Origin of the sequence: Pseudomonas sp. DWP2-2 (assembly GCF_049897065.1) — a bacterium.
Taxonomy (GTDB): Bacteria; Pseudomonadota; Gammaproteobacteria; order Pseudomonadales; family Pseudomonadaceae; genus Aquipseudomonas; species Aquipseudomonas paracarnis.
The window spans coordinates 589,331-609,802 of sequence record NZ_JAFCVN010000003.1; the positions used below are offsets into that span (position 1 = coordinate 589,331).

Genomic DNA, 20,472 nt, shown 5'->3' on the forward strand with positions numbered 1-20,472 from the left:
CGCCGCAGCAGCTTGGTCGGCGCTGATATATAGTTCACCCCTCGGTTCCCTCTGACTATGAGTGCCCCATGCTTAACAAAGGACTGTTCCTGGCCTGCGCGCTGGCCCTGCTGAGCGCTTGCGATTCTTCCGATAAACCCGCTGCACCGCCTGCGCCCACCGTGGCGGCAGCGCCGAAGCCGGTGAAAGCGGCGGTGGACGTGGCAGCGTTGAAGCAACGCTATGCCGGGCGTGAGCTGAGCGTGGTGGATGTGTCCGAGGTGCAGTTGGATGGGGCCAGCACGCTGTCGGTGAGTTTTTCCATTCCGCTGGACCCCGATCAGAAATTCGCCGACAAGCTGCACCTGGTAGACAGCAAGTCCGGCAAGGTCGATGGCGCCTGGGAACTGTCCGATAACCTGATGGAATTGCGCCTGCGCCACCTTGAACCGCAGCGCAAACTGGTGCTGACCGTGGACGCAGGGGTGAAGGCGGTCAACGGCAACACCCTCGCCGCCGAATACAGCGCCCGCCTGGAAACCCGCGACCTGCAAGCCACCGTCGGCTTCGCCAGCCGTGGCACCCTGTTGCCGACGCGCCTGGCCGAGGGCCTGCCGGTGATCGCGTTGAATGTCGACAAGATCGACGTGGAATTCTTTCGGATCAAACCCGAATCCCTGCCGTCGTTCCTGGCGCAGTGGGGGCGTAATACCAGCCTGCAAAGCTATGAGTCCCGTGAACTGCTGCCAATGGCCGAACTGGTGTACGGCGGGCGTTTCGACCTGAACCCGGCGCGCAATACCCGCGAAACCCTGTTGCTACCGATTGCCGGCCTCAAGCAGTTGCAGCAGCCGGGCGTGTACCTCGCGGTGATGCGCGCTTCGGGCACCTACAACTATTCGCAACCGGCCACCCTGTTCACCTTGAGTGATATCGGCCTGTCGGTGCACCGCTACGCCAATCGCCTGGATGTGTTTACCCAGGCCCTGGAAGGCGGCAAGGCACTCAACGGCGTCGAACTGGAAATCCTCGATGCCGAAGGCCGCGTGCTCGGCCAGGGCAAGACCGAAGACGGTGGCCACGCCGAGTTGCCGCTGCCGAAAAAAGCCCAGGTGTTACTGGCCAAGCAGGGCGAGCAAACCAGCCTGCTGCGCCTGGACAGCGCCGCGCTGGATTTGGCGGAGTTCGATATCGGCGGGCAACCGTCCCACCCGTTGCAGTTCTTTGTGTTCGGCCCGCGTGATTTGTATCGCCCCGGCGAAACCGTGCTGCTCAACGCGCTGTTGCGTGACAAGGATGGCAAGGCGGTGAAGCCTCAGCCGGTGAGCGTCGAAGTGCGGCGCCCGGATGAACAGGTGAGTCGCAAGTTCGTGTGGGAGGCCGACGCGTCGGGCCTGTATCAATACCCGTTGCAGCTGGCTGGCGAGGCGCCGACCGGGCGCTGGCAGTTGGTGTTCGACCTCGGTGACGGCAAGCCGCAACTCTATGAATTTCTCGTCGAAGACTTCCTGCCCGAACGCCTGGCGCTGGAACTCAAGGGCAGTGACACGGCGTTGAGCCCGGCGGATAACCCGGTCATCCAGGTCAACGGTCGTTACCTCTACGGCGCGCCCGCCTCCGGTAACCGCGTCAGTGGCCAGGTGTACGTGCGGCCACTGCGCGAGGCGGTCAAATCCCTGCCGGGCTACCAGTTCGGTTCCGTCACTGAAGAAGAGCTGAGCCAGGATTTCGAACTGGACGAAAGCGTACTCGACGCCAATGGCGAGCAAGCGCTGACCCTGGAAAGCAAGTGGGCCGAGGCCAAGTCGCCGTTGCAACTGATTGTGCAAGCCAGCCTGCAGGAGTCCGGCGGTCGGCCGATCACCCGGCGCCTGGTGCAGCCGATCTGGCCGGCCGAGCAATTGCCGGGCCTGCGTGGCCTGTTTGACGGCAAGGAAACCAACGGCGATGGCCCGGTGGAATTCGAAGTGCTGGTGGCCAACCAGGACGGTCAGAAACTGGCCGCGCAAGACCTCAAGGTGCGCCTGGTGCGTGAGCGCCGCGACTACTACTGGAACTACTCGGAGAATGACGGCTGGAGCTACCACTTCAACGAGAAATTCCTCAACCTCGATGAGCAGAGCCTGAACATCAAGGCGGGCGACACCGCCAAGGTCAGCTTCCAGGTGGAGTGGGGCCCTTACCGCGTGGAGGTCGAAGACCCGCAGACCGGGCTGGTCAGCAGCCTGCGTTTCTGGGCCGGCTACCAGGCCCAGGACAACACCGAAGGCGGCGCCGTGCGCCCCGACCAGGTCAAGCTAGCGTTGGACAAACCCGCCTATGGCGATGGCGACACCGCCAACGTCACCGTCACGCCACCGGCTGCCGGTAAAGGCTACCTGTTGGTGGAGTCTGCCGAAGGCCCGCTGTGGTGGCAGGAAATCGACGTGCCGGCCGAAGGCAAAAGCTTTGCGGTGAAGCTCGACCCTAAATGGTCGAGCCACGATCTGTATGTGAGCGCCCTGGTGATTCGTCCCGGCGAGCGCAAAGCCAATATCACGCCTAAACGCGCCGTGGGCTTGCTGCACCTGCCGCTGGATCGCACCCAGCGCAAACTCGGCCTGACCCTCACTGCACCTGAAAAAATGCGCCCCAAACAACCGCTGACGGTAAAGATCGCCGCCAAAAACGCCGATGGCAGTGTGCCTCAAAAGGTGCACGTACTGCTTGCGGCAGTGGACGTGGGCATCCTCAATATCACCGAATTTCCAACGCCCGATCCGTACGCCAGCCTGTTTGGCCGCAAAGCCTATGGCGTCGACCAATTCGACATCTACGGCCAGTTGATTGAAGCCGGCCAAGGGCGCCTGGCCAGTCTGGCATTTGGTGGCGACGCGGCGTTGGCCAAAGGCGGCAAACGCCCGGACACCAGCGTAACCATCGTCGCCCTGCAAAGCGCCCCGGTGACGCTGAACGACAAAGGCGAGGGCGAAGTCAGCGTCAATATCCCCGACTTCAACGGCGAACTGCGCCTGATGGCCCAAGCCTGGAGCGATGATCGCTACGGTATGGCGGAAGGCAAGACGGTGATTGCCGCCCCGCTGATTGCCGAGTTGTCGGCGCCGCGCTTCCTGGCAGGAGGCGACCAGACCACCCTGGCCCTGGACCTCTCAAACCTGTCGGGCAAGGCGCAGAAACTCGATGTGCAATTAACGACGCAAGGGCCGTTGGAACTGGTCAACAGCGACGCGCAATCGGTTGAACTCAAGCAAGGCCAGCGCACCACCCTGCGTATTCCGGTACAAGCCTGGGGCGGTTTCGGTCAGGGCAAGGTCAAGGTTACGGTCAATGGCCTGGACCTGCCGGGGGAAAACCTGCCTCCATTCAGCCGCGAATGGACCTTAGGCGTGCGCCCGGCGTACCCGGCCTTGCTCAAGCATTACCGCGCCGTGATCAAGGATCAGCCGTGGAGCTTACCGGCGGGCGCACTGGATCAGTTCGATGCCTCGGGGCGTGAGGCGCTGTTGAGCCTGTCGAGCCGGCCGCCGTTGAACCTGGGCGCGCAGATCAGTGCGCTCAAGGCGTACCCCTATGGTTGCCTAGAGCAAACCGCCAGTGGCTTGTACCCGTCGCTGTATGCCGACGATGCGCTGCTCAAGCGCCTGAGCATCAAGGGCGAGCCGGATGCCGAGCGCAAGCGCAAGATCGAGTTGGGCATCGAGCGCCTGCTGGGCATGCAGCGCTACAACGGCAGCTTCGGTTTGTGGGGCGCTGATGGCGAGGAAGAATATTGGCTGACTGCGTATGTCACCGACTTCCTGCTGCGCGCCCGCGACCAGGGTTTTGCAGTACCGCCTGAAGCCTTGAAGAAGGCCAGCGAGCGCCTGTTGCGGTATGTGCAGGAACGTAACCTGATCGAGGTGGATTACAGCGACAACGCCGAACACACCCGGTTTGCCGTACAGGCCTACGCCGGTATGGTGCTGGCGCGCAGTCAGCAGGCGCCGTTGGGTGCGTTGCGCAGTCTGTTCGAACGGCGCAGCGACGCACGCTCCGGCTTGCCGTTGGTGCAGTTGGCCATCGCCCTGCAGAAAATGGGCGACCAGCCGCGTGCCGATCAAGCCTTGCTTGCCGGTTTGGCGGCGCAGCGCAGTGCCAAGGAGTGGCTGGCCGACTACGGCAGCCCGTTGCGCGATCAGGCGATGATTCTGGCGTTGCTGGAGGAAAATGACTTGGCCAAGGGCAAGCGTGAAGAGCGCCTGTTTACCTTGTCGGACCAGTTGGCGGCCAGCCCCTATCTGTCGACCCAGGAGCGCAACTCGCTGTTCCTGGCCGGGCGGCTGGGTTTCGCCCAGCCCGAATCGGCGTGGAAGGTGCTGTTGGATGGCAGCGACGGGGAGCATGAGCTGAATAACCAGCAGTCGACGCTCAACCTGGAAGGCAAGCTGCTTTCCGGCAATTTGAGCCTGACCAATCAAAGCGATGTACCGGTCTACCAGCAACTGACAATCTCGGGTTACCCACAAGTGCCGCCTGCCCCGGGTGGCGAGAACCTGAGTATTCGCCGCGAATACCTGGGCATGAATGGCCAGCCGTTGAATTTGCGCAGCCTCAACAGCGGCGACCTGGTGCTGGTGCACCTGGCCGTCAGTGCCAAGCAACGCGTGCCGGATGCCTTGGTGGTGGACTTGCTGCCCGCCGGCCTGGAACTGGAAAACCAGAACCTGGCACAAAGCGCAGCGAGCCTGGAGAACGCCAGCAGCCAGGTGAAGGAGTGGCGCGAGTCGATGCAGAATGCCTCGCTCAAGCATCAGGAGTTCAGGGACGACCGCTATGTGGCGGCGATGAATCTGGATGGCTATGGCACCACGCACTTGTTGTACCTGGCACGGGCGGTGACGCCGGGAACCTACCGCGTGCCGCCGCCGCAAGTGGAGTCGATGTATCGGCCGAACTGGCAGGCGGTGGGCGAGACGCCAGTGGATATGGTGATCAAGGGCCGCTGAAAGACACTGTAGGAGCGAGCTTGCTCGCGAAAAACGTCAACGAGAACGCGTGTTTCCTGAATCAACGCGGCGCCTTTGAGTTTTTCGCGAGCAAGCTCGCTCCTACAGGGGGAATCGAGTGGTTGCACCGTCAGTGCACGACCCAACTGAGTAGCCAAAGCCCCAGCATCAGCCAGATGATCCCCACGATAATCGAGGCCCGCATAAAGGCGCGTACCGCCGAGTACAGGAAGAGCAACCCGACGATCAGAGTGATGATGCTGATGATCGAGGTGTCCATGCCCAAGGTGCGTGACAGGCCGTCGATAAAGTTGCCGCCGGCGTGGGTCAAGGCCCCGAACAAACCGCTGAGCCCGTCGACGATAAAACGGATGACGGAACCGAGCGCCTGGCCCAACCATTCGAAAAAGCTTTCTACCTGCATGTGCGTGTCCTGATGAGAAGGTGGGCGTAACTGTGCCTTTGGTTGTCGATAACGCAGGCGAGTTCCCTGCAAGCATAGAGGTTTGCCCGTTTGAGTTTTAGTTTAATCACCTGCGGATGTACGCGGCCCAATGTGGGAGCGGGCTTGCTCGCGAAGGCGGCGTGCCTGTGACATCTCTGCCAACTGACCCACCGCTTTCGCGAGCAAGCCCGCTCCCACAGTTTTTGCGCTGGGCTTTGGGTTGTGTGGTGTTGGTGGTTGCCCTGCTATGGCTGGCCGATCGCATCTGGCCCTTGCCCCTGCCACAGGACGACCTGGCGCGGGTGGTGCTGGCCGAAGATGGCACGCCGCTGTGGCGATTTGCCGATGCCAATGGCGTATGGCGCTACCCGGTACAAACCCGCGAAGTCTCACCCTATTACCTCGACGCGCTGCTCACCTATGAAGACCGTTGGTTCTACCAACACCCCGGCGTAAACCCGTTGGCGCTGGTGCGTGCGACCTGGCAAAACCTGAGCGGCGCGCGAGTGGTGTCCGGCGGCAGCACCTTGTCGATGCAGGTTGCGCGCCTGCTCGACCCGCACTCACGCACCCTGCACGGCAAGTTACGCCAGCTGTGGCGTACCGCGCAGTTGGAGTGGCACCTGTCCAAGGACGAAATCCTCAACCTGTACCTGAATCGCGCGCCCTTCGGCGGTACGCTGCAGGGCGTGGCGGCAGCGAGTTGGGCGTACCTGGGCAAGTCGCCATCACAACTGACTCACGCCGAAGCCGCGTTGCTCGCGGTATTGCCCCAGGCGCCGAGCCGTTTGCGCCCGGACCGTCATCCGCAGCGCGCCCAGCAGGCCCGGGACAAAGTGCTGCGCCGCCTGGCCGAGTTTCAGGTATGGCCGCAATCGGCGGTGGATGAAGCCTTGGAAGAACCCCTGTTGCTCGCCCCACGCCTGGAACCGAGCCTGGCGCCCTTGCTCGCACGTCGCCTGAATCGCCCCGACAGCCCGCCACTGATTCGCACCACGCTGGATGCCACCTTGCAACGCCGTCTCGAAGACCTGCTGTTGGGCTGGCGCGCACGCCTGCCGGAGCACACCTCGGCGGCCATCCTGGTGGTGGAAGAAGAAAGCATGGCGGTGCGCGCCTACCTGGGGTCGGTGGATATCAATGACACCAAGCGCTTTGGCCATGTGGACATGATCAGCGCGCTGCGTTCGCCCGGTTCCACCTTGAAGCCTTTTCTCTACGGGATGGCGTTGGATGACGGCCTGATTCACTCCGAATCGCTGTTGCAGGACGTGCCTCGGCGCTATGGCGATTACCGTCCAGGCAACTTTTCCATGGGTTTTACTGGCGCGGTGCCGGCGAGCACCGCGTTGTCCAGCTCGTTGAACCTGCCGGCGGTGCAGCTGCTGGAAGCCTACGGGCCCAAGCGCTTTGCCGCGCAGATGCGCATCGGTGGCATGCCGTTGGCGTTGCCGGCATTGGCCGAGCCGAACCTGGCGCTGATCCTCGGCGGTGCGGGCAGTCGCCTGGAGGACCTGGTGAGTGGCTACAGCGCCCTGGCCCGCGATGGCAAGAGCGCCACCCTGCGGTTGCAACCGGACGATGCGCTCAGGGAGCGGCCGTTGCTGTCGCCCGGCGCCGCGTGGATTGTGCGGCGCATCCTCAGCGGCCAGGCGCGGCCCGACCGCGACCCGCGTGCCGAGCTGGTCCAACGCCCGGTGCTGGCGTGGAAGACCGGTACCAGTTATGGCTTTCGCGATGCCTGGGCGATTGGCGTGGGCCCGCGTTACCTGATTGGCGTATGGATCGGCCGGCCCGATGGCACGCCGGTACCGGGGCAGTTCGGCCTGGCGTCGGCAGCACCGTTGATGTTGCAGGTGCATGACGTGCTGACCAACCGCGACAGCCAGCGCGGTATCAGTGCGCCAGTCAAACCGGTGCCTGCCAATATCGGCGTGGCAGCGATTTGTTGGCCGCTGGGCCAGCCCATGAGCCGCAGCGACCCCAATTGCCGCCGCCAGCGTTTTGCCTGGACCCTGGACAACACCACGCCGCCGACCTTGCAGGCATTGGATCAACCCTTGAGCGTGGGCTTGATGGAAAGCATCTGGGTTAACCCCAAGGGTTTGAGGGTCGATGCCCATTGCCCTGGCGCAACCCCCAAAAACATCGCGCTGTGGCCGGCGCCGCTGGAGCCCTGGTTGCCAAGGATTGAACGCCGGGAAGCGCGCATTCCTGCGCCTGACCCGGATTGCCCTCCGCCGGCGCTGGCCGCTTCATCGCCGTTGTCCATCGTGGGCGTACGCGAAGGCGACCAACTGCGCCTGCCCGCTGCCAGTCAACAAGCCTTGCGCCTGAACATCTCCGCCCTGGGCGGCAGTGGCCGGCGTTGGTGGTTCCTCAATGGCGCGCCGTTGGGGGACAGCGCCAATCAGGACAGCATCAACGCCAGTTTTGAACGGCTGGGGCGCTATCAGCTCAGCGTATTGGATGAAGCCGGCCAAACCGCCAGGCTCGAGTTCAGCGTTGTCGACTGATCGCTGATCGTTCCCACGCTCTGCGTGGGAACGCCGCCTGGGACGCTCCGCGTCCCGTCATGGGGTAAGCTATACCCATTCAGGAGCCCCCGCATGAACCTCGAACACCTCACCGAACGCCTGCACCGCATCCGCGATACCAACGACTGGAAGCAGTTCCACAGCCCGAAAAACTTGGCCATGGCTGCCAGCGTGGAAATGGCCGAGCTGGTGGAAATCTTCCAATGGCTCACCGAAGACCAATCCCGCCAACTGCCCGCCGATAAACTCGCCCATGCGGGCCAGGAGGTCGGCGATATTGTCCTGTACCTGCTGTTGCTGTGCAGTGAGCTGGGGCTGGATATGAACGAAGTGGTGCGCGCCAAACTGGCCGATAGCGAACGGCGGTTTGCCCATGAGTGATCGTCATTTCGACCAGTTGGCCACGCGCTTTGCCGAAAAAATCTACGGCGGTGCCAAGGGCGCGATTCGCCTGGCGGTGCTCCAGGCCGACCTGGTGCAAGCCTTGCCGCAGCGGCCGTTGCGCGTATTGGATATCGGCGCAGGCCTGGGGCACATGTCGCTGTGGCTGGCCGAGCAGGGCCACGAGGTAACCTTGGCCGAACCCGCTGCGCCGATGCTTGAAGGTGCGCGCCAGCGCTTCGCCGACGCGGGCCAAAGCGCGACCTTTATTCATGCACCGTGGCAAGACTTGCTCGGCCAACTCACCGAGCCTTACGATCTGGTGCTGTGTCATGCCGTGCTGGAGTGGTTGGCCGAGCCCCACGCTATCCTGCCGGTACTGCACCAACTGACGCTGCCGGGTGGCTGGTTGTCCCTGGCGTTCTACAACCGTGATGCGTTGATCTACCGCAATCTGCTCAAAGGCCACTTCCGCAAAATGCGCAAGAACGACATGGCCGGCGAAAAGCAGAGCCTGACGCCGCAACAACCCCTGGACCCACGGGAGTTGGCGGCGCAACTCGAAGGGCTGTGGCAGGTCGAAAGCCAAAGTGGCGTGCGGGTGTTCCACGACTATATGCCGGTGGAATTCCAGGCTCGCGCCAACCTGCAGGACTTGTTGGAGATGGAGCTCGCTCACCGTCGTCACCCAAGCTTTGCCGGGCTTGGGCGATATTTGCACTGGATCTGCCGCCCGGTTTAAGCGGCCCAGCGTGGGAGGTCGACATGCGTCGTCTCGGTTTAATCCTGTTGTCTCTAGGCCTTGGGGCGTGCTCGAGCCCCAATCCTTACGTCGCCAGTTCGGCACCGATGCCGCCGGCGCCCGCCCAGGCGGCTACTACCTTTGATGCCAGCGCCTACCCCGCGCCGGTGCGCGACTATGGTGCCTACCGCAGCTGGGGTTGGCTCAACGGTCAGTTGCCGGCGGGCACGGCCTGGGCCGATTCGGCGCAGATTGCCGAGGCGGTCAGCGGCGCCCTCGATCAGCGCGGCTTGCGCCCCTTGCATGATAAGCGTGCGCCCGACCTGCTTGTGAGCGCCGATGTACGCCTGGAAAAACGCCTGCGCCAGGTCCAGGACGATTATGGTTACGGCTACGGCGGCTATAACCGCTATGGCAACGGTTACGGCATGTACAACAGCGTGCCCGTGGTGCGCACCTATGAAGTGACAGTGGCCGTGGCGCGTATCAGCCTGTTTGATGCGCGCAGCCGCCAGCCGGTGTGGAGCACCAGTGCCGAAACCACCAGCCAGGGCAGCCTGAGCGAACGCGCCGATAGCTTGCGCAAGGCGATGCAGAAGGCAATGGCTGCCTATCCGCCCAGTTAGCAGCTATTCTCATTACATGCCCACGTTGTTTTTGGAGAACACCATGCTTCGTCGCATCGCTGCGCTTGCTGTTGTCATGTTGCTGGGCGGTTGCCAGAGCAACCAGGTCAACCACGATTTCGACGCCAGCCGAGACTTCGGCGCCTACCGTAATTGGGCCTGGAAAGACCCAGCGTTGCAGTACCGTCCCGATGACCCGAGGATCAAGAGCGACCTCACCGAGCAACGCATCCGCCAGGCCGTGGGCGAACAGCTGGATCAGCGCGGTTTGCGTCCTGCGGCGGCGGGTACCAAGGCTGACCTGAATGTACAGGCCTACCTGATCGTCGAAGACCGCCAGCAGCAAGTCACCACCAACTATGGCGGTGCCTGGGGCGGCCCGTGGAATGGTTACTGGGGCGCGCCGATGTACAACGAAACGCGCAACATTACCTACAAAGTGGCGACCATCCAGATCGACCTGCTCGACGGCAAGGACGGCAAGCTGGTGTGGCGCGGCAGCGACGAACAGATGATGGCCAGCACGCCGAACCCCGAGGAACGCAACAAAGCCATCCGCAGCACCGTGACCAAGATCCTTTCCAACTACCCGCCGCGCTGATCGCTCACTGTAGGAGCGAGCTTGCTCGCGAAAAACGTCAACGATAACGCGTACTTCCTGAATCAACGCGGCGTCTGTAGGTTTTTCGCGAGCAAGCTCGCTCCTACAGTATCAGGGCGTATCAGGGCATCTCCGCCAGTCGCCAATGTGGCGAGTTGCCAGCAACCTGCCGAAGCCTTGTCTACACTCCAGTGCAACGGAGAGTTAGCGCAGGAGTGCTTCGATGTCTCCCCGATTCGGCTCCAGACAGCGTGGTGCAATTGGCTTGATGGCGGCAGGCACTTTGGCCTTGGCCTTGGTGTTTACGTTGCTGGCGGTCGACAGCGGGCGCTTGTATTTGGAAAAGCGCAAGCTGCAATCCGTCGCCGATACCTCGGCGTTGGAGGCAGCCAGTCTCGGTGGCCAATGCGGTACCAACACCACCGCAAACGCCTATGCCACGCAAAATGCGGCGCGCAACGGTTTTGTGGTCGGTAATGGCAGCACCCTGGCGGTGACATGCGGCACCCTGGCGACCAATGCTCTGAACACCCGTGTGTTTACCGCTGATGCCACCAAGAGCGACGCTATCCGCGTGGTGGCTTCCCGCACTGTGATGACCAGCGTTGCCAATGGGCTGTGGAACCTGTTCAGTGGTGCGCCGATTACCCCGCAAATCAACTTGAGCGCCACCGCCGTCGCGGCGACACCACCGCCCGTGGCGCAGCTGTCGATCCGCAGCAGCCTGGCCAGCGTCGATTCAGGCAAATCCCCGCTGCTCAACCTGGTCATCGGCAACCTGCTCGGCGGCAACCTTTCGCTCACGGCGGCGGGTTGGAACGGCTTGCTGCAGACCAACGTCAACCTGCTCAGTTATTTGGACCAACTGGCGATTAACCTGAACGTGAAGGCCGGTGACTACGATGCCTTGCTCAGTACCGCAGTCTCGGCTACTCAACTGATCGACGCTGCTGTGAAGGTTTTGCAGAAAAACGGTGCGGCGGTCACAGCGGTCGTCAATGACGTGATTTCGATTCAAGCCATTGCGCCCAACAGCAAGCTGTTGACCGTGGGTGACCTGATTGACATCGCCACCGGCACGCCGACGGCGGCGCTGAATAGCAACGTGCAATTGTTTCAACTGTTGGAAGCGGTGGCGCAGTTGTCCAGCAGCAAGAATGCGGTGAGTGCGGCGGCGCAGGTCGCGATTCCGCTGGTGGGCAATGTGTCGATCCAGACCAAGGTCATCGAACCGCCGCAGCTGTCGGCCATTGGCAATCCTATGCTGGCCAAGAAGGGCTTGCAGAATACCCCGCCGACCGATCAGATTTTTGTACGCACCGCGCAAGTGCGCACGTTGGTGACCGTGCAGGCGCCGATCATCAAGGCGGTCTCTGGCGTGGCGTCCATATTGACGGGCCTGGGCACGCCGGTGTCCCAGGTGGTCAAGGGCTTGTTGAACCTCAACCTGCCGGCGGTGGTTGGCGGTGTGTTGTGCCTGGTGGCCTGTAATGTGGCTGACGTCGATGTCACCACATCGCTGGCCATTTACATCGAAGCCGGCAGTGCGCAAACCAATGTCACGGATTTCAATTGCGACTCGCCGGCCTCCAAATCCTTGACGGTGAAAACCACTACGTCCCTGGCGACCCTGGCGGTCGGTACAGTGGATCCGGTGGCGGCTTTTTCTTCCTCCGCAGCAGTCGATGTGCAGCCGGTCAGGCTGATCGATTTTGGCCAGCGCTACTGTGTGGTCCTGACGCTGCTGTGCAGCCCCAACCGTACACCCAATGTGGGGGGTGGTTTGCTGTTGAAAGCCAACTCCACCATTGCCGCGCAAACCAGCACGATGGTGTTTGCGCCGGTGGCCGAGATGAATGCGCCGCCCACCTACAAGTTCGCGCCGGGCACCGCCAATATCGTCGGCAGCCTGGCGGCGACCCTTAATGGCTTGCAGGTGACTTACGCACCGCCCAGCGGCAGTGTCTCCAGTGGCGCGTTGGCTGGGGTTGCCGGGCTGTTGGCGACCATTACCACGGCGGTGGTGGGGCTGATCCAGAATGTGCTGTCACCGATTCTCGACCCTGTCGTCAACACCTTGCTCAGCGCCTTGGGCATCAACCTGGGCAATGCCGAAGTCGGTGCCAATCTCTCTTGCCATATGGGCCGGGCTTATCTGGTGATTTAGCTGACTCCCCGAGTTCCAAATGTGGGAGCTGGCGTGCCTGCGATGGCGGCCTGCCAGCCGACGCCTATCTACCTGACCCCCCGCGATCCAACTGTGGGAGCGGGCTTGCTCGCGAAGGCGGCCTGGCAGTCAACACAGTTGGAACGTGTACATATCCATTCCTGCGGTAACGGCCACTTAGGGTTCCGCTTTTACAGCGGCTCACTTTTGAAAAGAGCCCAAAAGTAAGCAAAAGGCTCTTGCCCCACCACTCGGCACCTCGCCTAGGCTCGGTGTGCCCGCAATCCGCCAGTGATTTGGGGGGCCGCCGCCACGCGCCATCCATGGCGCGGGGCGGCTAAACCGGCATCCCTGCCGGTTTACCCCCCAAATCCCTGTCGAATTCCGGCCAGCGTGGTTTGACGGGGCGTCTAAGATCAAAAGCAGAGCAAGAGCAAGAGCAAGAGCGGCTCGCTTCGCATCGTGGTTAGCTGATTGAGTTTTGTGCGATGGGTAACTCGACGCAGAATTTCGCGCCGGCCTCGCCGTTGGTAACGCTCAGGCGCCCACCCATGTTTTCCACAATCCCATAGCTCACCGAGAGCCCCAGTCCGGTGCCGACGCCTATCGGCTTGGTGGTAAAGAACGGTTCGAAAATCCGCTCCAACAGGCGCGGGTCGATCCCGCCGGCGTTGTCTTCGACCCAGATACGCACATGGCGGCTGTCGTGCTCGCTGTGCAGGGCAATCCAGGGGCGCAGGGCAGGGTCTTTTTCTCGCCGGCTGAGTAATGCGTCGCGGGCATTGACCATCAGGTTGATCAGCACCTGTTCCAGCTGGTCGACATAGCCTTTGACCTGCACCGAGAAGTCCGCAGGGCTGATGCGCACGTCTACACCTTTGCCGCGCAGGCCTTCGCTGAGCAGGGACAGGGTGCCCTCCAGCGCCTGCGCGGGGTCGAACGGTTGCTGCTCGATTTCCGAGCGGCGGCCGAACACGCGCATATGGTCGACCACCCGTGCCGCGCGTTGCACCTGGGCGTCGATACGCTGCAGTTTTTCCGTGAGGTAGTCGATTTGCACATCGCCATTGCCCAGGCGCTTGAGCACATTGGTGATGGCCATGTGCATCACGTTCAGCGGCTGGTTGATCTCATGGGCCAGGCCGGTGGCCATTTCGCCGAGGGTGGCCATTTTCGCGCTTTGGGTCAGTTGCTGCTGGGAGCGGCGTACTTCGGTGTTGTCGCGCCCTACGGCTTGCACTTCGATCAGGGCGCCTTGTTCATCGAAGACGCCACGGTCCGACCACACCCACCAGGCATGTTCGCGCCCCGGCAGTTGCAGGCTGATTTCCGCGGTGCTCACCGGGAATTCCGGGGTCAGTTGCTGAATGCGTTGCATAAAGGCGGCGCGCTGTTCATCCGACAGCCACTGGCCCAAGTCGATGCCTGGCAATTGGTCGGGCCGGCATTCCAGGTAATTGGCCAGCGGCGTGTTGCCAAAGGTGAGGATCAGGTCGGGACGGTAGCGACAGATCATCGCTGGCGAGTCTTCCACCAGGATGCGGTAGCGCTCTTCACTTTGGCGCACCTGCTCGGCGGCCAGGGTCGCCTCTGTGACGTCCAGCCAAAGGCCCACGGCTTCCACCGGCAAGCCGAGGTCGTCGCGCAAAAGCTTGGCTTCGTCGAGCAGCCAGTGGTAGTTGCCTTGCTTGTCGCGCAGGCGGTAGCGGCTGCGCACGTTGCCTTCGCGCAGCAGCTGGCGGGTGCGTTCGAAGTAGTGTTCTCGGTCGTCGGGGTGGATCAGCGCCGCCAGGGTGTCGTGGTTGCAATCGGCCAAGGTCCAGCCCAGCAGCGGCAACAGGCTGGCGCTGAAAAACGCTGGGTGCAGCGCGCCGTTGACGTAGCGCTGCACATAGATGACGGCCGGTGAGCTGGCGATCAGGTTGTCCAGGCGCGCATGGGCGGCGGCGGCTTGCAGTTGCTGGTTCTGAATGTCGCTGATGTCGAGCATGAAGCCGACCCAGCGCCGTTCATTGCCGGCTCCCAGCACTTGGCCTTGTATGCGGTACCACAGGGGCGACTGCTCGGACTCGGTGCGTTGCAGGCGCACGTTGGTCAGCAGTGGCTTGCCCAGGGCTTGCAGGTCTTGCAGGCGGCTGTCGAGGGCCTGACGGTCGGCGGGGTGGATGAGCTCGAGCCAGGTACCGAGGGGTTGGCGGGTGGGGCCGTCGTCCAGGCTCAGGTTGCGCAGCAATTGTGGCGCCAGTTGGATTTCCTGGGTAGCGGGCAACAGTTCCCACCAGCCAGTGCCGAGCAGGCCTTGCAGGGCTTCTACCCGTTCCAGTTGCTGGTGGTGACGCTGTTCGCGCAGACGGCCCAGCAGCGGCGCGGCGAGTGCTGCGCACAGGTTCAGCCAGTCACGCTCGCCGGTGTGGTGTGCCTGGCCGTTATAGAAGCCACACAGCAGCCACGCGGCGGCGCCATGGCTGTCGCGGTACGGCACCAGGAAGCCGTCGGCATTGCCAAATACACTGTGCAGGCGCGGGTTGTCGCTGCGCCCCTGGGCAATGTCCAGGCTAAGTGGCGTGTTGCCGTTGATGCTGTCCAGGCTGGTGCCCAGGTGTTGCCCGGTCTGCCACAAGGCCGGGGCGTCGTGAGCGGCGTAGTGACTGTAGATGCGCCAGCCTTGATCATCTTCGTCGAGCAGTGCCATGGCGACGCAGGGGATGCGCCAACGCTGGGCCACGCTGCGCAGGTGTTCGCTGAACACCTGGGGCAGGCGGTTGAGGCTGCACACGCGCAGCTGTTCGCTCATCAGGGCGGCGAGTTGGTGGTTCTGTTCGCGTTGCTGCACCCGTACTCGGTCGGCCAGCAGGTCAGTGATGTCCAGCAGGTGCAGGGCCCAGCCGTCGCCCTCCGGCTCGATCCAGCCGCGGGTATGCAGGACCTGGCCAGCAGCGCCCTGGAAGTCGAGGTCCAGGCCGTGTCGTTGCCACTCCTGCGGCGTGCCCTCGACACTCCGCGCGCTGTCGGCACACAGCAAGGTCTGCAAGGGGGGGTTGGGCGCGTTGGCAAGATGCTGGGCAAGCAAAGGCCTCAAGGTGCCTGAGATGTTCAGCACCCCACCCAGGTTGTCCAGTTGCACTTGCAGGCCCGGCGCGGGGGTTGCTGGCGCGCCCAAGGCCAGGGCGCTGGTGCGCCCGCGCAGGCGTGCGAACAATTTATCCCCCGTCGTCAAAACTGAAGGCTCGAGGTAGCAGTGAGGTTGGTGGGCAGGTTGGGTACGGTGCCCACCCCGGGCAATACCAGGGCCGGCAAGACCGCTTTGATATTGGCCGAGGGGTAGGTGATCTTCACTGTCAGCAAATTATTGGTGTAGGTGGCGGTGATATAGCCGGGCAAGAATTTCAATGAGCCGGGGATCCAGTTCAATTGGGCCTGGGCGGCATCCTTGGCGCGTTGCACCACCAGGGCCGAATAGCCTGCGGTGCTGGGGTCCAGGGACACACTGCGGCGGACCCCTTCGGCTGCCGCTTGGTGAAATGACTGCATCAACAGCAGCGGCAAGCTGTAGCTGAGCATGCCGTAGAACACTGCAAAGAAAATCACGAAGACCAAGGCAAACTCGATCGCCGCAGCGCCTTTTTGCTTTCTCGGGAGGCTCGATTTCATGACTGCGTCTACCCTGAGTCGAGTACTTGATATCAGCATAGAATCATTCAGCCAAAAGGGATGTTTTTTACGTGATCCAGACGCTAGTGATTGTGCTGTGGTTGGGCGTATGTGCTGTGCAGGATATTCGCCAGCGCCAAATTTCCAATACGCTGACCCTGGGCGTAGGCCTGCTGGCGCTGATTTACCTGCTATGGGCGGGCTCGACCTGGCTGGGTGCGCCCCGCAGCGAGGGTGGCCTGGCCTTGGCTTTGGCGCTGGTGCTGACCCTGCCCGGCTACGCGTTGGGCCGCTTTGGCGCGGGGGATGTGAAGTTGCTAGCCGCCTTGGGGCTGGCCTCCAATATCGACTACCTGTTGGGGGCGTTGATCGGCGCTGGCATCGTAATGGTGGCCTGGACACTTATGCATCAATGGCTTAGCTCAAATCGCGTTGAGCGGGCAGGGCAAGCGTCAACAAAACAGCCCTTTGCGCCCTTCGTTTTGACAGGTTTTGCCGGCAGCTGGTTTTGGATCCATCAGTCGCACGAGTTGATTAATGCTATGTACATAGTCGGAAAGTACGTCTACGTTTAATGAGTAGTTGTGTAGGAGTTTTCGTCAGAAAGGATAGGTCATCATTTGGCTTGCCAGGCATGGAGTAGCGCGTGAACAAGCTTACGTCTGCAGTAAAAGTGCTCGTTGTCGACGATCAACCATTGATCGTGGAGGAACTCTGTGAATTTCTTGAAAGCAGCGGGTACCGTTGTGTCCCGTGCGAGTCCAGCCAGCAAGCGGTCCAGCGTTTTGGCGAAGACCTTCAGATTGGTTTAGTGCTGTGTGACCTGCATATGCCGGACATGGACGGCATCGAACTGGTCCAGGCGCTGCAACGGATCGCCGGCAAACATCGTGCGTTCGAAGCGATCATGCTCACCGGTCGTGCCGACAAACAGGATGTGATCAAAGCCCTGCGTGCGGGCATCGCCGATTACTACCAGAAGCCGATCAACCTCGATGAATTGCTCGAAGGCCTCAAGCGCCAGGAAGCGGCGTTGGAGGAACGGCAAAAAGACCTGCAGCTGGGCACGCTCAACCAGAAGTTGCAGTACCTGTCCGAATCGATCAATGACTTGTATATGGACTTGGACAAAGTGCGTCGCAACCCGACGCTCCAGGACCATGATGGGGACCCATCGGCCGATGAAGCCGGGCCGTTGGAGATCCCGGCGATTTTCAATCAGCTGTCACCGCGCCAGCTGGATGTGGCTCGCCTGGTGGGCAAGGGCCAGACCAACTATCAGATTGCCTGTGAATTGGGGATTACCGAGAACACGGTGAAGCTGTACGTGTCCCAGGTGCTGCGCCTGACCCATATGCACAACCGCACGCAGTTGGCGCTGGCGTTGTCACCGAGCAACTCGGCGATGCGCCAGCGGGTGACTGCGCACTAAAGGCCCAAGCAAACCTTGCAGGAGCCATCTTTCTGTGGCGAGGGAGCTTGCTCCCGCTCGACAGCGCAGCTGGAGTCGGCTTTTCTTGGGGGCGCTTCGCTCCCCAGCGCAAGCAAGCTTGCTCGCCACAGTAGCTTTACTTGCTTCCACTTTGCGCAGTGCCGCCTATTTTCTGATCAAAGAACTCCGGAATCGGGTGCTTGTTGCTGTCCAGCCAGCGCTTGAGCGCCTGTTCGCGTTCTGCCGGCGTGGTTTTCTGGGGGTTGGCCGAGGCTGCGCGCCCGCTCAGTTGCAGTGCCATCCAGTTTTCCGTTTCGGCCTGCCGGGGTGAAGACGGCCCCGCTTCGATGGCCGAAGCGAGGAGGGGCAGGGCCAGGCATGCAAGGCCGGCGAGGTATTGGAATTTCATCATCGACTCCTTATTTCACAGAGGCCGGCAGCGTATCGCTGACCGCCGCTACCTGATCTTTGACTGGGCGCTGCGGTGCCGTGCCAGCGTCCTTGAGGTGTTGCGCCCGTGCCTGGGCTCGGGTCACCTGATCAGGGCTCAACCCGAGTTGGCCGACCACTTTCGCGGCTTGCTCCCAGTTGTCCTGATAGATCAGCAAGGTCACCAGGTTGACCGCCGCTAATTGATCGCTCTGCTTGAGTTCGATGGCGGTCATGAATTCAAAGCGCGCGTCTTCAAGGCGCCGTTGATCGAGGTACACCACGCCCAGGTCGTTGCGGATTTTTTCGTCGGTGGGCGCCAGCCGTGCTGCGCGTTGCAGGTGAGCCATGGCCTGGCCGTTGTCGCCCTTGGCCGACGCCAGTTGCCCCAGGCCGTGCTCACCGTCGGCGGCCAGGCAGGTGCCCAGCAGGCTGCGGTACAACGGCTCGGCGTCGGGACGGCCTAGCAAGCGATAGGCACGGGCCTGGCGCTGACGAACCTGGGGCAGGGCGCTGGGCAGGTTCTGCAGGTTGGCAAGGCTGGCGTGCAGCTTGCCTTCGTTGGCCATGTCATCGGCCAGGTTCAGCGACAGCTCCTGGTCCGAGCTGGGCTTGGGGCAACTGCCCGGCGCCAGCAACCCGGCCCACGGAACCTGGCCGTTGCTGGCACAGCCGCCCAGCATCAGCAGGCTCAAGGCGACGATCAGTGGTTTCATGGCAGGCTCCTCAAAAGTTATTCAAGGCTCGGGAGATGGCGATCATGGCCGGCCCCCCGAGCACGATCAGCAAGGCGGGAAACAGGAACACCATCATCACCACGGACATCTTCGCGGACATCTTCGAGATGTATTCCTGCAGGCGGGTCAGGCGGCGGTCGTCAAGCAACTGCTTGAGGGCCAGCAAGGATTTCATCGCGCCGCCGCCCTGGTGGATCAACTGCTGAAGGATGATGCAGGTGTCGGTGAACTCATCCACGGCCAACAGGCGTGCGGTCTTGCCCAGCTCTTCGGACAGTTCCAGGCCCGAGTCGACCCTTGCCAGGATCAGGCGCAGTTCATGGGTCAGGTCTGGCAGCAAGCGCTGGGCTTCGGTGCTCAACACCCGCAGCGATTGCTCAACTGCCATGCCGGATTCGAACAGGATGCGCAGTAACGGAATGAAGGTGGAGATTTCCCGAGCGATACGCTCCTGGCGGTATTTCGCACTGAGGGCGAGGATGCGTTTGGGCAGCAAGTAACCGATGCCTAGGGCAATCGCCGGGGCAATCCAGGGTGAGCCGGCATGGGGAAACAGCAGCTGTTGGCCGAGCAGGGTCAAGCCCAGCAACACGATGGGCACGCCGATCTGGAAAGCGGCAAACATGGAGCGCTGGTTGGCTTTACGCCAACCGACTCGGTTGAGCAGGGTCTGGGTTTCGTTGTCCAGGCTGACCGAGCGCTGGGCCACGGCGCTGGCGCCCAACTGGCGCATCAGGCTGCCGAGTTTGTCCTCGCGGGTCAGTTGGCCTTGCAGGCGTTGGCTGACCAGGCGTTGACGGCGCCTTTGCTCTAGCAGGTTGCCGACGATCAAGGCGACGGCGGCGAGCGACAACAGGATGCAAATCAGGATGGCCATCTCAAATACTCCGCAACATGCGCCACATGACGAAGGTGCCCGTGATGTCGAGCGCCACCGCGGCCAGCAGCAGGTGGCGCCCGGTTCCGTCATTCCACATGCTCATCAGGTAGCCTGGGTTGACCATCAGGAAGTAGCCGACCATGACGATAGGCAAACCCGCCAGCACATAGGCGGTCATGCGCGTTTCGCCAGTCATGGCCTTGAGTTGGCGCGCACCCTGTTCGCGCTCGCGGATCATCTTGATCAGGTTTTCCAGCAGCTCGCTGGCGTTGCCGCCGTAGCGGTGGTTGACCTTCAGGCCAAGAGCAAACAGGCGGAATTCATCGCGCTCGTAAAACTCGGCAAAGTCGCTGACCGACTCCGGCAGGCTCACGCCCATTTGCACGTTGCGCTGGATGCGGCTCATGGCCTGCTTGAGCGGCGCTTCGGTGCTGTCGATCGCGCCCAGCACAGCGTCCGCCAGGGTGCGCCCAGACTTGAGGCTGCGCACGCTGTGGTCCAGCAGCTGCGGTAATTGTTCGACCATGCGCTGCACTCGCCGTTGGTAGCGCCAGGCGATATACACCCGCAGCAGCAGCAGCGGCAGGATCAGCATGGCCAACAGTCCCAGCCCGCCGGCCAGCAGATAGCCCAGCAACATGCCCAGCGCCCAGCCGCTCAGCCACAAACCCAGGCGGTCGGTGGGCTTGCCCAGGCCGGCGCGCTGGAACATGCGCTCCAGCGCGACCCAGCTGCCGTTCGGCTCCTGGGGCACCGGCTGGCCGTCGCTGAGCCGCTCCAGCACCCGGTCGGTACCGGCCTGGCGCAACCCTCGCTGGAACAGCCAGACGGACAGGCTGATCAGCAGGATGCAAATGAGCAGCAAGACAAGTCCGGTCAT

General features: G+C 62.4%; 16 protein-coding genes. 9 read left to right on the forward strand and 7 right to left on the reverse strand.

Annotation, left to right across the window (positions count from 1 at the left end):
• Positions 1–68 precede the first annotated feature (68 nt).
• On the forward strand, positions 69–4,964 hold the full coding sequence (locus tag ACP7CZ_RS10050; RefSeq protein WP_197900134.1) for an alpha-2-macroglobulin family protein: 4,896 nt from the start codon (positions 69–71) through the stop codon (positions 4,962–4,964).
• A gap of 130 nt (positions 4,965–5,094) precedes the next feature.
• Here the strand turns inward: ACP7CZ_RS10050 and ACP7CZ_RS10055 are convergent, their stop codons facing one another.
• Positions 5,095–5,388 (reverse strand): hypothetical protein, encoded by a 294-nt coding sequence (locus ACP7CZ_RS10055; protein WP_003188208.1) that lies wholly within the window; start codon positions 5,386–5,388, stop codon positions 5,095–5,097.
• A gap of 245 nt (positions 5,389–5,633) precedes the next feature.
• Between ACP7CZ_RS10055 and pbpC the strand changes: the two genes are divergently transcribed.
• The 6 genes from pbpC (at position 5,634) to ACP7CZ_RS10085 (ending at position 12,463) form a co-directional block, all read left to right on the forward strand.
• The gene (pbpC, locus tag ACP7CZ_RS10060) at positions 5,634–7,925 is read left to right on the forward strand and encodes a peptidoglycan glycosyltransferase PbpC (RefSeq protein ID WP_294166971.1); all 2,292 of its coding nucleotides are present in this window, start codon (positions 5,634–5,636) and stop codon (positions 7,923–7,925) included.
• Between the two features lie 93 nt (positions 7,926–8,018).
• Positions 8,019–8,327: a MazG-like family protein gene (locus ACP7CZ_RS10065; RefSeq protein WP_003188211.1), complete on the forward strand. Its 309-nt coding sequence runs from the start codon at positions 8,019–8,021 to the stop codon at positions 8,325–8,327.
• A complete protein-coding gene (locus tag ACP7CZ_RS10070; protein ID WP_047712475.1) occupies positions 8,320–9,069 on the forward strand; it encodes a methyltransferase in 750 nt (249 codons plus the stop codon). The genes ACP7CZ_RS10065 and ACP7CZ_RS10070 overlap by 8 nt, the downstream gene beginning before the upstream one ends.
• A gap of 23 nt (positions 9,070–9,092) precedes the next feature.
• Positions 9,093–9,695 (forward strand): DUF4136 domain-containing protein, encoded by a 603-nt coding sequence (locus ACP7CZ_RS10075; protein WP_181124989.1) that lies wholly within the window; start codon positions 9,093–9,095, stop codon positions 9,693–9,695.
• A 43-nt stretch (positions 9,696–9,738) separates the two neighbouring features.
• Positions 9,739–10,296, forward strand: a complete 558-nt coding sequence (locus ACP7CZ_RS10080) for a DUF4136 domain-containing protein (protein ID WP_034126431.1) — start codon at positions 9,739–9,741, stop codon at positions 10,294–10,296.
• A gap of 223 nt (positions 10,297–10,519) precedes the next feature.
• Entirely contained in the window at positions 10,520–12,463 is a 1,944-nt protein-coding gene (locus ACP7CZ_RS10085; RefSeq protein ID WP_089042152.1) for a pilus assembly protein TadG-related protein, read from the forward strand.
• A 466-nt stretch (positions 12,464–12,929) separates the two neighbouring features.
• On the opposite strand, the gene ACP7CZ_RS10090 is transcribed toward ACP7CZ_RS10085, so the two are convergent.
• Together ACP7CZ_RS10090 and ACP7CZ_RS10095 are read right to left on the reverse strand one after the other, a co-directional pair.
• Positions 12,930–15,680 (reverse strand): PAS domain-containing sensor histidine kinase, encoded by a 2,751-nt coding sequence (locus tag ACP7CZ_RS10090; protein WP_198791524.1) that lies wholly within the window; start codon positions 15,678–15,680, stop codon positions 12,930–12,932.
• Positions 15,677–16,114, reverse strand: coding sequence for a TadE/TadG family type IV pilus assembly protein (locus ACP7CZ_RS10095; RefSeq protein ID WP_003188217.1), 438 nt, complete (start codon positions 16,112–16,114; stop codon positions 15,677–15,679). Before ACP7CZ_RS10095 ends, ACP7CZ_RS10090 begins: the two co-directional genes overlap by 4 nt.
• 71 nt (positions 16,115–16,185) lie before the next feature.
• Between ACP7CZ_RS10095 and ACP7CZ_RS10100 the strand changes: the two genes are divergently transcribed.
• Both ACP7CZ_RS10100 and ACP7CZ_RS10105 read left to right on the forward strand, forming a co-directional pair.
• On the forward strand, positions 16,186–16,689 hold the full coding sequence (locus ACP7CZ_RS10100) for a prepilin peptidase (RefSeq protein WP_054896406.1): 504 nt from the start codon (positions 16,186–16,188) through the stop codon (positions 16,687–16,689).
• A 71-nt stretch (positions 16,690–16,760) separates the two neighbouring features.
• On the forward strand, positions 16,761–17,546 hold the full coding sequence (locus ACP7CZ_RS10105; RefSeq protein WP_034125881.1) for a response regulator transcription factor: 786 nt from the start codon (positions 16,761–16,763) through the stop codon (positions 17,544–17,546).
• 136 nt (positions 17,547–17,682) lie between these two features.
• Here the strand turns inward: ACP7CZ_RS10105 and ACP7CZ_RS10110 are convergent, their stop codons facing one another.
• Genes ACP7CZ_RS10110 through ACP7CZ_RS10125 form a run of 4 tightly spaced genes read right to left on the reverse strand, consistent with a single transcriptional unit; the run spans position 17,683 to position 20,472 of the window.
• A complete protein-coding gene (locus tag ACP7CZ_RS10110) occupies positions 17,683–17,955 on the reverse strand; it encodes a DUF3613 domain-containing protein (protein WP_034125882.1) in 273 nt (90 codons plus the stop codon).
• A 10-nt stretch (positions 17,956–17,965) separates the two neighbouring features.
• Complete coding sequence (locus ACP7CZ_RS10115) at positions 17,966–18,691, reverse strand: tetratricopeptide repeat protein (RefSeq protein WP_034125883.1); 726 nt, start codon at positions 18,689–18,691, stop codon at positions 17,966–17,968.
• A gap of 10 nt (positions 18,692–18,701) precedes the next feature.
• Positions 18,702–19,589: a type II secretion system F family protein gene (locus tag ACP7CZ_RS10120; RefSeq protein ID WP_259037839.1), complete on the reverse strand. Its 888-nt coding sequence runs from the start codon at positions 19,587–19,589 to the stop codon at positions 18,702–18,704.
• A 1-nt stretch (position 19,590) separates the two neighbouring features.
• Positions 19,591–20,472, reverse strand: a complete 882-nt coding sequence (locus ACP7CZ_RS10125; protein ID WP_054896409.1) for a type II secretion system F family protein — start codon at positions 20,470–20,472, stop codon at positions 19,591–19,593.